This is a genomic window from Pseudomonas sp. Irchel s3a12 (assembly GCF_900187485.1).
Taxonomy (GTDB): Bacteria; Pseudomonadota; Gammaproteobacteria; order Pseudomonadales; family Pseudomonadaceae; genus Aquipseudomonas; species Aquipseudomonas neuropathica.
In genome coordinates this window covers 1-13574 of the sequence record NZ_FYDN01000025.1, presented here as the reverse complement: position 1 = coordinate 13574, position 13574 = coordinate 1, and the positions used below count along the sequence as shown (strand labels likewise).

Genomic DNA, 13574 nt, shown 5'->3' with positions numbered 1-13574 from the left:
CCAGAACGAAGGGTAAAACCGCCAGCAAAACGCGGCGATGGTATACCAAGCGTTCCGTTATTGAAACTTATTCCCATTCGTATATCTAACCGATCGAGTGCCGACAGGTAGGTCACCCATTGCGTCGCACAAAAACCTTGGTCAAACGTGCAATAGTTGTTTCGTCATCGCCATCGAGGTCTGCAGCGACTGCCCGGTACGCTGCAATTTGTTCAGCAAACTGGCGCCCAACCACAGCTGATAAAGGGTTTCCGCCAGATGCCGGGCGTCGCCTGCGGGCAGGCTGTTTTCGGCCTGGCCCTGCTCGATGCACAGAGTGATGCGCGCCACCACTTGCTCGGCGCCATCGCGCAAGGTCAGGCGCATCGACTCCGACAAGTCGGCGACTTCAGCGCTGAGCTTGACCACCAGACACTCATCGCCGTGGCCTTCGAGGGTGCAGCGGTTCTGCCAGCCCTGCCAGTAATCCATCAGCCGCTCATAGGCGCTCAGCCCCGGCAGCGTCAGGCGCCGTTCCATGTCGGCGAGATAGCCGACGAAGTAATCCGCCAGCAACGCCTGACCGTACAACTCTTTGGATTTGAAGTAGTGATAGAACGAGCCCTTGGGCACACCGGCGGTTTGCAGGATTTCGTTGAGGCCGACACTGGTGAAGCCCTTCTCGGCCATCATCCGGTGGCCGGTGTCGAGCAAGTGTTGGCGGGTGTCGTCGTAGGTCGCTTTCATCGGGCGCACATTACCAGGCAATAGACCAGTCGTATATTTGGAGGAACGGAAGTTTGCCATACCTGTCGATGAAAAACCGCAGGATAAAAAATTACTAGACGACTGGTCTAATTGGAATCTATGCTGCGCCCCGACAAACGTTTTCTGACCGGTGTTGCCGATGTGCGAATCCTTCGCCCAATCGAAGACACCTGATCGACTCAAGGTGCTCTATGAAAATCCTGATGGTTTTGACTTCCCACGATCAACTCGGCGACACCGGCAAGAAAACCGGCTTCTGGCTGGAAGAATTCGCCGCGCCCTACTACGCCTTCAAGGACGCCGGCGCCGACGTCACCCTGGTTTCGCCAGCCGGTGGCCAGCCGCCGCTCGACCCGAAAAGCGATGAGCCTGATGCTCAAACCGCCGAGACCGATCGCTTCCGCCAGGACCCGGCCGCACAACAGGCACTGGCCAACACCGGCCGCTTGGCCGACGTCAACGCTGATGACTTTGATGCCGTGTTTTACCCGGGTGGCCATGGCCCGCTGTGGGATCTGGCCGAAGACAACCAGTCAATCGCGTTGATCGAAGCGTTTGACCGCGCCAACAAACCCCACGGTTTCGTCTGCCATGCACCGGGTGTATTGCGTCATGTCCTTACCGCTGACGGCAAACCGCTGGTGCAGCATCGCCAGGTCACCGGCTTCACCAACGCCGAAGAAGAGGCAGTCGGCCTGACGGACGTGGTGCCGTTCCTGATCGAAGACGAGTTCCAGCGTCTCGGCGGTTATTACTCGAAAGTCGCTGACTGGCAGGTTCATGTGGTCGCCGACGGGCAACTGGTCACTGGCCAGAATCCGGCCAGTTCCGCCGCCGTCGCCGAGAAACTGCTGAAGATGCTCGGCTAAAACCTCGAACAACCCTTCCAAACGCCGGGTGCGTGTTGCCCGGCGTTATTTTTTCGCCCAGCCAATAGACGACTGGTCTAATAAACCACGAGCAAGGTCATTCATGAACCACAGCAGTTTCTTCACCCCCGCCAAACTGGGTCATCACACCCTGAAAAACCGTATCGTCCTGCCGCCTCTCACCCGTCAGCGCAGCACGCAACCGGGCAATATCGCCAACGAGCTGATGGCCGAGTATTACCAACAGCGCGCCGGCGCCGGTCTGCTGGTCACCGAAGGCACACAAATCGAACCTCGTGGCCAGGGTTATGCGTGGACGCCGGGCATTCATACGCCTGAGCAAATCGCCGGTTGGCGCAAAGTCACCGACGCCGTGCATGCCGTGGACGGGGTGATTTTCGCCCAGTTGTGGCACGTTGGCCGTGTCTCGCACACCGCGTTGCAGCCCAACGGCGCAGCTCCGGTTTCAGCCTCCGCCGTGGCCACCGACCGCGTCAGCGTGTTTATCGAAACCACGCCCGGTGCCGGTGAACTGGTTCCACCGTCAGCACCTCGCGCACTGAGCACTGATGAAGTTCAAGAACTGGTGCAGCTGTATATCCAGGCTGCGCGCAACGCCATGGACGCGGGTTTCGATGGCATCGAATTGCACTGCGCCAACGGTTATCTGGTCAACCAGTTCATCTCGGCCCACAGCAATCTGCGCACCGATCAGTACGGCGGCTCGCTGGACAATCGCCTGCGTTTTCTGCGCGAAGTGGTGGCCGGTGTTGCCGAATGCATCGGCAAGGAAAAAGTCGGCGTGCGCTTCGCCCCGCTGTTCACCACCACTGATGAAGCGCGGACCTATTTGGGCATGGTCGAGGAAGACCCGCACACGACTTACATCGAAGCGATCAAAGTGCTGCAGGACGTGGGCATCGCCTATCTGTCGATCGCCGAAGCCGATTGGGACAACGCCCCGGCGATGCCGTTGACGTTTCGTCAGGCCGTGCGCGCAACCTTCAGCGGCGCGATCATTTACGCCGGGCGCTATACCGCCGAATCCGGGGTGCAACTGCTCGACTCCGGGCTGGCGGATCTGATCGCTTTCGGCCGCCCGTTCATGGCCAACCCCGACCTGCCGGCGCGGATTGCCAATGACTGGCCGTTGAACGCGCTGAACCCGGCGACGGTGTATGGCGGCAACGCCGAGGGCTATGTGGATTACCCCGTTTATCCCGGCTAACCCTTTCCACGCGGCGTCAAGCGCTCCCGCAACAGCGGGAGCGTTCATCCGAGTCGCAGTGAAAGCCCTTGTGGGAGCGAGCCTGCTCGCGAAAGCGGCGTGTCAGTCAGCCAAAATGTTGAATGTGACGACGCCTTCGCGAGCAGGCTCGCTCCCGCAGGGGAGATCTGAGTATTCAGGCTGGTGAGATACGATTCGCCAATACCCGGAATCACGCAATTCACCGCACAAAAACCTATACACAGACTACAATCTGTACAACTATCTGGACTTAGCACTTAAACGTCCACGCGGCAGCCTGCTGCCCTTACGCTGAATTCGTGAAATGAACAAAACCCGTCGGCTGTGCCTGGTATTGGGTGACCAGTTATCGTTTGATCTGGCGTCATTGGCCGGTCTGGATAGCGAACACGACCGTGTGCTGATGGTCGAGGTTATGGAAGAAGCCACCCATGTCGCCCATCACCCGCAGAAGATCGCGCTGATTTTCAGTGCCATGCGTCACTTTGCTCAGGCGCTGGAGAAACAGGGCATCCAGGTGCATTACGTGGCCCTCGACGACCCGCAGAACAGCGGTTCGGTGCCCGGCGAGCTGAAGCGCTGGCAGACTTTGTTGCAGGCCAGCGAGTTGCACGTGACGGAGTGCGGAGACTGGCGTCTGGAGCAATCGCTCAAAGCGTGTGGTGTGCCGATCAACTGGCACGCGGACGGCCGCTTCCTGTGCAGCCGCGATGAGTTTCGCGCTTGGGCCGCAGGCAAAAAACAGTTGCGCATGGAGTTCTTCTACCGCGAGATGCGCCGCAAAAGTCGCCTGTTGCTCAACGGTGACGGCACGCCGGTCGGCGGCGCGTGGAACTTTGACGCCGAGAATCGCAAAGCTTTGCCGAAAACCGTCAAGGCACCCTACCCGGCCGGTTTTGCCAACGATGCAATCACCGTCGAAGTCCTCGCCTTGGTAAAACACCGTTTCGCCAGTCATTACGGCAGTCTGGAGGACTTCAACTATCCGGTGACGCACGCCGATGCCCAGGCGCTCTGGGCGTACTTTCTCGACTACGCCCTGGCCGGCTTCGGCGACTATCAGGACGCCATGGCCAGCGACGAGCCGTTTCTGTTCCATGCGCGCATCAGCGCGGCGCTGAACATTGGCTTGCTCGACCTGCGCCAGCTCTGCGCTGATGTGGAGTCGGCCTATTGGTCCGGCAGCATCGCGCTGAATGCGGCCGAAGGTTTCATCCGCCAACTGATCGGCTGGCGCGAATATGTCCGAGGCGTTTACTGGCTGCACATGCCCGAGTACGCCGAAGGCAATGCATTTGCCAACCAGCGGCCATTGCCGGAGTTCTACTGGACCGCTGCAACCAAAATGAATTGCATGCGCCAGGCCATCGGCCAAAGCCTCAAACACGCCTACGCCCATCACATCCAGCGCCTGATGGTCACTGGCAATTTCGCCCTGCTCGCCGGCATCGCGCCGAAGCAGATCTGTGAATGGTATCTGGCGATTTACATGGACGCGTTCGATTGGGTCGAACTGCCTAACACCCTCGGCATGGTCATGCACGCCGATGGCGGTTACCTCGGTTCCAAGCCTTATTGCGCCAGCGGCCAGTACATCAACCGGATGTCCGACTACTGTCGCGACTGTGCTTACTCGGTGCGCGAAACCACGGCCGACAACGCCTGCCCGTTCAACGCCCTGTACTGGCATTTCCTGATGCGCCACGCCGACCTTCTACGGGGCAATCAGCGCATGGCGATGATGTACAAAAATCTCGACCGCATGCCGCCAGCCAAACAACAGGCACTGTGGCAACGCGGCCAACAGTTGCTCGACACGCTGGATAACGGCGACTCGTTATGAAAACGCACGCGCCCGTGCCCCGCGTGCAACTTAAACAGGGCGCCCCGGGTCAATGGCTCACAAAGCTTACGAAGCAACCTGGGTGTTCGCTTGAAACACGCCTATTGAACGCAGACCAATAATCAAGGCATGAGGGGTGGATATCCTGAAACAGCTTACTCGCGAGGAGCTTGAGTCCGAGGTCACGCGCCTGCGCCTGGCCGTCAAAGCGACCTGCGACGCCGTCTGGGACTGGGATCTGACAACCCATCAGATTGTCTGGAACGACGCGTTGGAACAGGCGTACGGCTACGCTCCCAGCGCCATCGAACCGACGTGTGACTGGCGCTTTGCGCAGATCCACCAGCAGGATCGCGCGCGGGTAGAGACTTCGATTCGGGCGGCGATGGCGGGCACAGGCACCACCTGGAGTGCCGAGTACCGCTTCCGCTGTCAGGACGGATCCTACGCCGAGGTGCTCGACCGCGGGCATCTGATCCGCAATGCCGACGGCAAAGCCGAACGCATGGTCGGGGCCATGCTCGACCTGACCCGTTCGCGCAGTGCCGAAACCGCACTGCGCAAAAGTGAAGAGCGCTTCAGCACCATTCTGGAAACCATCGAAGCCGCCTTCGCCATCGTCAAAGTCAAATTCGACGCCGACGACTACCCCATCGATTACTGCTTCGTTGAAGCCAACCCGGCGTTCGAGCGTCAGGCCGGGGTCAACCTGCGGGGCAAGTGGGTCACCGAGTTTGCGCCCAACCTGGAGAAATTCTGGTTCGAGACCTACGGCCACGTCGCCAAGACCGGCGAGCCGGCCAACTTCGAGAACTACGCCAACACCTTCGAACGCTGGTTCGACGTACGCGCCGTCCGTGTCGGTGACCCGGCCGATCGGCAGATTGCGATCTTCTTCAGCGACGTCACCGAGCGCCGCGACGCGCAGGAACGCTTGCGCGTCAGCGAGGCGATTGCTCGGGAAAACGTCGAACGGGTCCAACTCGCCTTGGCCGCCGGCGCCATTATCGGCACTTGGCACTGGCACTTGCCCACCGATCGTTTCTACGTCGACGAAGCTTTCGCCCGGGTCTTCAACCTTGACCCGGCACTGGGCCGTGACGGTCTGAGCCTGGAGCAAGTGGTAGTCACCGTGCACCCCGATGACCGCGAGGGGCTGACAGTGGCAATCAATGACGCCCTTGCCCGCGGTGGCGCCTATTCGCACCAGTACCGAGTGCGCGGCGGGGATGGCAAATACACCTGGATCGAAGCCAACGGACGCGTCGAATGCGCCGAGGACGGCACGCCTTTACGCTTTCCCGGCGTGCTGATCGATGTCGAAGACCGGCGCAATGTCGAAGACGAACGCGACCGGGTCACCGCCGCTTTAAAAGCGCTCAACGACACACTGGAACAACGGGTCTCGGCGCGCACCGCAGAACTGATGCAGGCCGAAGAGAAGTTGCGCCAATCGCAGAAAATGGAAGCCGTCGGGCAACTCACCGGCGGTCTGGCCCATGACTTCAACAACCTGCTGGCGGGGATCTGTGCCTCTCTGGAGCTGATGGAAAAACGCATCGCCCAAGGTCGTCTGAAGGACATCGACAAATACATGCTGATCGCCCAGGACGCCGCCAAACGCGCGACCGCCCTGACCCATCGCCTGCTGGCGTTCTCCCGCCGGCAGACCCTCGATCCTCGGCCGACTGAAGTCAACGCGCTGATTGCCGGCATGACCGAACTGATCCAGCGCACCGTCGGCCCGAGCATTCGCCTGAAAACGGTCGTTGGCGCCGATCTGTGGCCGGCGCTGGTCGATGCCAGCCAACTGGAAAACGCTTTGCTCAACCTGTGCATCAACGCCCGTGATGCGATGCCCGATGGCGGCAGCATCACCGTCGAAACCGCCAATCGAACCTTGGATGCTGAATCAGCGCGCATACGGGAGATGCCCGAAGGGCAATACCTGTGCCTGTCGGTTGCAGACACCGGTACCGGTATGAGTGCGGAGGTCATGGCCAAGGCCTTCGACCCGTTTTTCACCACCAAACCACTGGGCCAGGGCACCGGGCTGGGGCTGTCGATGATCTACGGTTTCACCAAGCAATCCGGCGGGCAGGTGCGGGTGCAGTCGACCGTGGGGCAAGGCACCATCATCTGCATTTACCTGCCGCGCTACCGCGGCGAAACGCAGCGCAATCACGATGACACGCAAAACTCGGCAACCCTGCCGGCAAAGGCCGGTGAGACCATCCTGATTGTCGACGACGAACCCACCGTTCGAACGCTGCTCAAAGACGTGCTGAACGACCTCGGCTACAACCTGCTCGAAGCGGCCGACAGCGTTGAGGGACTGGAAGTATTGCGTTCCAGCGCGCACATCGATTTGCTCATCACCGATGTCGGCTTGCCGGGCGGCATGAACGGCCGGCAGATGGCCGATGCGGGCCGGGAAATCAGGCCGAGGCTGAAGACTTTGTTCATCACTGGGTACGCGGAAAATTCAGTGATCGGCAACGGTCAGCTCGGCCCGGGCATGCAGGTACTGACCAAACCGTTTGCCGTCGACACGCTGGTGTCACGAGTCGGTGGCCTGCTGTCCATCGACGTTGAGTGAGGGTTGCGCAGCGGATGTCATGAACCTGTTGCGCCCTGCCGTTTTCGCTTGATACAGCGCTTGGTCGGCGCACTCGATCAGAGCGCTCACCGGCTCCAGGTGCGGACCGTGCGCAACGGCGATGCCGATGCTCAGGCTCACACGAGCCACCGGACTGGTGGGGTGGGCAATGTTGGCTTGCTGCAGGCGCTCGATAATCAACTGCGCCACCACCGCAGCGCCGCCCATATCGGTGTCGGGCATGATCACGGCGAACTCTTCGCCGCCGTAGCGCGCCACCAGGTCCGACGGTCGCCGCACACACTCATCCAGCACGCTACCGACGGTTTGCAGACAAGCGTCGCCGGCAACATGCCCGAAGGCATCATTGAAGCGCTTGAAATAGTCGATATCGATCATCAGCAAGGCAAGTGACGAACCGTCGCGCTTTGCCCGACGCGCCTCTGTGGCCAGGGTCTGGTCGAAGCAGCGCCGATTCGCCAGCCCGGTCAGCGCATCCTTCATGGCCAACAACTCGAGTTGCCGATTGGAGCCGAGCAACTGCTGCTGAGCGATGCGCAGTTCGCCTTCCACCTGGGTCCGGCGCCGAATATCGAGGATCAAGAACCAGCCGATCAGACCGGTGAGCCCCAACAGCCCCGCCACCACCACCGCCGACAGCAGTGCCTCGGTTCGCCACGCCTTGAGCGCTTCACGCTTGCCGATGGCGACCGTGGTGATCAGTGGCAACTTCTCACTTTTGCGGAAGGCGTAGAGGCGTTCGACGCCATCCAGGCTGGAGGTATAAGACGCGGTGCCGACCGATTGATCGACCAGGTACTTGGCGTAGATCGGCGACTTGGAAAAGTTGCGGCCCATGTCCTGCTCGCGGAAGGGATAGCGCACCAGCAACGTGCCGTCGGTATAGGACAAACCGATGGCACCGTCCTGGCCGATGTCGAGTTTGCCGAACAGGCGCAGAAAGTTTTCCACGCCCAGCGTCACGGCCACAACCCCGGCGAACTCGCCGCGATCATCATTGAAACGGCGGCTGACGGTGATCACCCACTCCTGATTGGAACGGCTGCGGATCGGTGGCCCGATAAAGGGTTCGCGGCTCGGATCGGCGCGATGATGAATGAAATAGGCTCGATCAATACTGCTGGCACCGACCGGAATCGGCCGGTTCGACGACATCAGCCAATGACCATCTCGGTCATAGATGGTGATACCGCTCATTTGTGGCATCAACGGTTGCTGGCGGTTGATCAGCGCACTCAGGCGCTGGATCTGCGTGGGGCCACTGCCTTCGGTTTCCAGGCGTTCGACCAGCCCGAGCAACAGCAGCGAACTTTGCCGGACAATGCCTTCGGAATAGGTCTCGAGTGCCTGGGTCAGGTTCAACCCGTGCACGTTGACTTCCTCCAGCGCGCGATCGCGCGAAGACAGCACTTTCCAGATGGTCAGCGACGCCAGGGAGCAGCCGATGACCAGCAGCAAGAGGATGACGAGGTGGGTATCACGCTTCACGAAAGTACCTAATGGAAAGTCCGGTTTCCGGTTCCGGCCGTTACTGATTCAAGGCAATAACAGCGGTCGTATGTCCTCGACCGGCGCAAGGATACAAGTAGCGCGTCGAACGTGCAGCAACCGTATGACGGAACGTCGTTTTCAGCCCCTTGACGTTGTTTCGCAACGACACAGCCGTGGCCTGCAACTTATATTCACGGGCGCAGGTCATTAGGCTTGCTGAGGTTGAATCCATCCGCAAACCTCGAACATTGAAGACACCGCCGTGGCCGCTGACCTCGATCGCCGCAACAACCTGTCCCTGGACAGCCTGAACTTTTTCCTCGCCGACGTGCGCGACGGCCTCGGCCCCTATCTGGCCATCTATCTTTTGGCGGTGCATCACTGGGAGCCGGCCAGCATTGGTCTGGTGATGACCATCGCCGGGGTCGCCGCGCTGATTACCCAGACACCCGCCGGTGCCTGGGTCGACAACAGCCGGCGCAAACGTGCGTTGATTGCGATCGCCGCGCTGGTGGTGACCGGAAGCTGCCTGGTGCTGCCGTTCGTGACGTCGTTCACTTGGGTGGCGCTGACGCAAACCTTGAGCGCAATGGCCGCCTCGATATTCGCCCCGGCCATTTGTGCGATTACCCTGGGCATGACCGGGCCACGGGCGTTCACTCGGCGAACCGGGCGCAACGAAACCTTCAATCATGCCGGCAATGCCTGCGCCGCACTGCTGGCCGGTATATTTGCCTACCTGTTCGGCCCGGTCGCAGTGTTCTATCTGATGGCGGCCATGGCTTTGGCCAGTGTCATTGCCATCACCTGCGTTTCGCCAGCAGCCATCGACCATGATCTGGCGCGCGGACTGGATCCAGCCGACGCCTGCCACCGCCAGCCTTCCGGTTTGTCGGTGCTGCTGAGCAACCGGCCGCTGTTGCTGTTCGCCATTTGCTGTGCGCTGTTCCACCTCGCCAATGCGGCGATGTTGCCGTTGGTGAGTCAAAAACTCGCGCAAGCCAATTTGCAGATGGCCACCCCGCTGACCTCGGCCTGCATCGTCGCGGCGCAACTGGTGATGGTGCCGGCGGCATTACTGGTCGGGGCGAAAGCCGATCTATGGGGACGCAAGCCGCTGCTGCTGGCCGGATTCCTGATCCTGCCCTTGCGCGGCGTGCTTTATACGCTGTCGGACGACGCCTATTGGCTGGTCGCGGTGCAACTGCTCGACGGCGTCGGCGCCGGTCTGTTCGGCGCCTTGTTTCCGATCATGGTCAAAGACCTCACCCAGGGCACCGGCCACTTCAACGTCAGCCTCGGCGCACTGACCACGGTGTTCGGGCTGGGCGCGGCGCTGAGCAACGGCCTCGCCGGACTCGTCGTGCAAGAGGCCGGTTACAGCGCGGCGTTTCTGACCCTGGCCGCTATTGCGGCGGTGGCGGTTGTGTTGCTCGCGATCGGTGTTCCGGAAACTCAGCGCAGTGGCGGGCGGGCTGAGACCGGGGTGGTCGAGGCCAGCGCTGAATCCTCAGCGTAATCCATATCGCGTCCCTGCCCTCTCATCGCCGCCAAATCGTGTTTGCGCGGCATTAAAAATCCAGGACTCAGTGGATCAGGCAAGCAATCCAGAGGAATGCACTTCGGCGCCGAGGCGCTGATCGAGAGAATGTTCGTGCACAGGCTCAGACGAATAAACCCTCAATCGCAAGGACATTCCAGTGAAAGGTTTTTGCTTGGCCTTCGGGCTGCTCTTCAGTACTTTTTCAGCCATGGGAGCCGATATGTCGAACGGCGCAGACAACTTCTACACCAGCGATAAAGTGACCGTGGAAAAGGTCACCTTCAAGAACCAGTACGGAATGAAGGTCGCAGGCAATCTGTTCAGCCTGAAGAACCTTGACCCACAGTCAAAAAATGCCGCGATCATCGTCGGCCACCCGATGGGCGCAGTGAAAGAGCAAAGCGCCAATCTCTACGCGACCAAAATGGCGGAACAGGGTTTCGTCACGCTGTCGTTCGACTTGTCCTTCTGGGGCGAAAGCGAAGGCCTGCCACGCCAGTCGGTTGCGCCGGACATTTATGCCGAAGACTTCAGCGCGGCGGTGGACTTTCTCGGCACTCGCCCACTGGTCGATCGCGAGCGTATCGGCGTTATCGGTATTTGCGGCAGCGGCAGCTTCGCCATCAGTGCCGCCAAGATCGACCCACGTTTGAAGGCGATTGCCACCGTCAGCATGTACGACATGGGTGCTGCCAACCGCAACGGCCTCAAACATTCGCTCACGCCAGCGCAACGCCAATCGATCATTGAACAGGCGGCGCAGCAGCGTGACGCGCAGTCCTGGGGCGGCCCGGTGCGCTACACCGGCGGCACACCGCTCAAGCTCACTGGCAATGCCGTGGGTGACGAGTTCTACGATTTCTACCGTACCCCGCGTGGCCAGGTCACTCCGGCCGGTGCTTCGCCGCAGACCACCACCATGCCGACGCTGATCAGCAATGTGAAGTTCATGAACTTCTACCCGTTCAATGACATCGAGAGCATCTCCCCGCGCCCGCTGCTGTTCATCGCCGGTGCTCAGGCGCACTCCCGCGAGTTCAGTGAAGACGCGTACCAGCGCGCGGCCGAACCCAAAGAGCTGCTGATCATTCCAGGGGCCGGCCATGTCGACTTGTACGACCGGGTCAACCTGATTCCCTTCGCCAAATTGACCACGTTTTTCAGCCAAAACCTGAAGTAACGCCATCGTAGCGCTGCCAGCGCTTTAAAGCGCAGACACGACAAAGCCTGCTTTTCAGGGCAGGCTTTTCGTTTGCAGCACGTCAGCTTACTTCTGCTGAGCCGTCAACGCCGAATAGCTGTTCATCAGGTTGCGGTAGTTGGGGATGCGCTGCGACAGCAGATTGCCCAACCCTTCAATGTCGTTGCGCCAGTCGCGGTGCAGCTCACACGCCACCGAAAACCAGTTCATCATCTGTGCGCCGGCCTGAGTCATGCGACTCCATGCAGCCTGTTGCACTGTGGTGTTGAAAGTGCCGGAAGCGTCGGTCACCACAAACACCTCAAACCCTTCTGCCAGCGCCGACAAGGTCGGGAACGCTACGCACACATCCGTCACCACACCGGCAATGATGATCTGCTTGCGGCCAGTGGCTTTGATCGCCTTGACGAAGTCTTCGTTGTCCCAGGCGTTGATCTGGCCTGGACGAGCGATGTACGGCGCGTCCGGGAACATCTCTTTCAGCTCTGGCACCAGCGGGCCGTTCGGGCCTTGTTCAAAACTGGTGGTGAGGATGGTCGGCAGCTCAAAGAACTTGGCCAGATCCGCCAGGGCCAGCACATTGTTCTTGAACTCGTTCGGCGAGAAGTCCTGCACCAGCGAAATCAGGCCGGTCTGGTGGTCGACCAGCAGCACGATAGCGTCGTCTTTGTTCAGGCGGTTGTAGGTTGGAGTGGTCATGGTGTGCGTCCCTTTTCAATGTTGGAAAGTTGTTGTTGCGTTCAAGTTGTGTACAGGTTACTGACGCATCGGAAAGGGATAAATCGGTTGAAATGGGTTTCACCGTCAACCTGAACAGGACAATTCAACGACGGTGTTCTCTTCGTTCCCACGTTGAAGCCAGCAAATTCAGGGTTATTAGCTAATAACACCTTCATTAAACCGTCGCTCAAACGTTGTACTAGGATAGGATCCAAGTCTGCGGTTTTTCGTCGACCAAGGAGATCGTCGACAGGGCTGCAGACGTTTTTGAATTAACGCCTCTCAGGGATGACACGCATATGAATTCACACTTGTTCCCCCACATCGGCAAGGTCATCGCCAGCACCGGCAGCCGGCACTTTCCGCGCATGCTGCATGACCTGATCCTGACGCAACTGGCGGTCGACGCCACGCATATCCGGCAGGTGCGTGTCGAACCAGTGGGCCGCGCGTCGAGCCGCAGTGAGCCGGAGCCGCTGAAAGAGCCGGCCCTGCTCGCCGAAACGGTGTTTTCCGAACACAGTGCGGCGGCTCACCATTTACAGAATCCGCCGGCCGCGACCAGTGCGGACGCCTCGCAACTGCACCTGACCCGGCGCAAGGACGGCTATCGCTACGTGATTTCGGTGTACCGCAACGGCGAGTCGCAACGCTTTTCCGCGCAGGAGCGCAGCCTGTTGCAGGACATCTCCCCGGTGCTGCTGCCGATGGTGGAAAAACACATCAACGCCCTGCAACCGGCCACCCCTGATCCACAAATTCCGTCCGAAGCAGCCGAAGGCAGCGGCCTGGAAACCTTGCGCCTGCGCTTTGACGAGCGCTTGGAGCAACTGGGGCTGAGCCTGTCCAACCGCGAAACTGAAGTCTGCGTCGGCCTGCTCGCCGGTCGCACGGCGCCGGAACTGGCGGAGCAATTGGCGTTGAAGGTCAACACCGTGGAGAGTTATCTGAAACGCGCGGCGATCAAGTTGGGCATCAGCGGGCGGCATTCGTTGATGCGCTGGATGTATTCGCCGTTGGAGACGTTGGCGTCGAGTGCGGCTTGATACACCGGGATTAGCGAAGGCTTGGCTTTTTTGGTGGTGTCAGTGAGATTCCCCCCTCACCTGATCTGGCTTAATGATTCTGGACACCCCTAAAGGGCGTTAATCTACGCCCAACGACGAGGTGTGATTTGACCAGACGATATTTTTCGACAGATTTCAAACGGGATGCGGCTTGCCTGGTTTTGGATAAAGACTATTCGGTGAGTGAAGCCTGCGAAGCAATGGGCGTGGGCCCTACAGCTCTG

Annotated in this window: 11 protein-coding genes; 8 read left to right on the top strand and 3 right to left on the bottom strand. The window is 60.0% G+C overall.

The window, feature by feature from the left end; genetic code table 11:
• Positions 1 to 141 precede the first annotated feature (141 nt).
• Complete coding sequence (locus CKW14_RS28665; protein WP_095126626.1) at positions 142 to 726, bottom strand: TetR/AcrR family transcriptional regulator; 585 nt, start codon at positions 724 to 726, stop codon at positions 142 to 144.
• Between the two features lie 212 nt (positions 727 to 938).
• On the opposite strand from CKW14_RS28665, the gene CKW14_RS28660 reads away from it, so the two are divergent.
• From CKW14_RS28660 to CKW14_RS28645, 4 genes are all read left to right on the top strand, one after another.
• A complete protein-coding gene (locus CKW14_RS28660) occupies positions 939 to 1616 on the top strand; it encodes a type 1 glutamine amidotransferase domain-containing protein (protein ID WP_095126625.1) in 678 nt (225 codons plus the stop codon).
• Positions 1617 to 1719: 103 nt separating this feature from the next.
• A complete protein-coding gene (locus CKW14_RS28655) occupies positions 1720 to 2844 on the top strand; it encodes an alkene reductase (protein ID WP_095126624.1) in 1125 nt (374 codons plus the stop codon).
• Positions 2845 to 3169: 325 nt separating this feature from the next.
• Complete coding sequence (locus CKW14_RS28650) at positions 3170 to 4708, top strand: cryptochrome/photolyase family protein (protein WP_095047876.1); 1539 nt, start codon at positions 3170 to 3172, stop codon at positions 4706 to 4708.
• Positions 4709 to 4844: 136 nt separating this feature from the next.
• Positions 4845 to 7307, top strand: a complete 2463-nt coding sequence (locus CKW14_RS28645; RefSeq protein ID WP_095126623.1) for a hybrid sensor histidine kinase/response regulator — start codon at positions 4845 to 4847, stop codon at positions 7305 to 7307.
• Here the strand turns inward: CKW14_RS28645 and CKW14_RS28640 are convergent.
• Positions 7269 to 8816, bottom strand: a complete 1548-nt coding sequence (locus CKW14_RS28640; RefSeq protein WP_095047878.1) for a sensor domain-containing diguanylate cyclase — start codon at positions 8814 to 8816, stop codon at positions 7269 to 7271. The two genes, CKW14_RS28645 and CKW14_RS28640, sit on opposite strands and share 39 nt — an antisense overlap.
• Before the next feature lie 265 nt (positions 8817 to 9081).
• On the opposite strand from CKW14_RS28640, the gene CKW14_RS28635 reads away from it, so the two are divergent.
• Entirely contained in the window at positions 9082 to 10338 is a 1257-nt protein-coding gene (locus CKW14_RS28635) for an MFS transporter (protein ID WP_095126622.1), read from the top strand.
• A 181-nt stretch (positions 10339 to 10519) separates the two neighbouring features.
• On the top strand, positions 10520 to 11542 hold the full coding sequence (locus CKW14_RS28630) for an alpha/beta hydrolase (RefSeq protein WP_095126621.1): 1023 nt from the start codon (positions 10520 to 10522) through the stop codon (positions 11540 to 11542).
• A gap of 87 nt (positions 11543 to 11629) precedes the next feature.
• On the opposite strand, the gene ycaC is transcribed toward CKW14_RS28630, so the two are convergent.
• Entirely contained in the window at positions 11630 to 12262 is a 633-nt protein-coding gene (ycaC, locus tag CKW14_RS28625) for an isochorismate family cysteine hydrolase YcaC (RefSeq protein ID WP_007915995.1), read from the bottom strand.
• Positions 12263 to 12582: 320 nt separating this feature from the next.
• Between ycaC and CKW14_RS28620 the strand changes: the two genes are divergently transcribed.
• Entirely contained in the window at positions 12583 to 13329 is a 747-nt protein-coding gene (locus CKW14_RS28620) for a response regulator transcription factor (RefSeq protein WP_095126620.1), read from the top strand.
• Positions 13330 to 13457: 128 nt separating this feature from the next.
• Positions 13458 to 13574: transposase (locus CKW14_RS30630; protein ID WP_371857732.1), on the top strand; the 117-nt coding region annotated here is incomplete at its 3' end.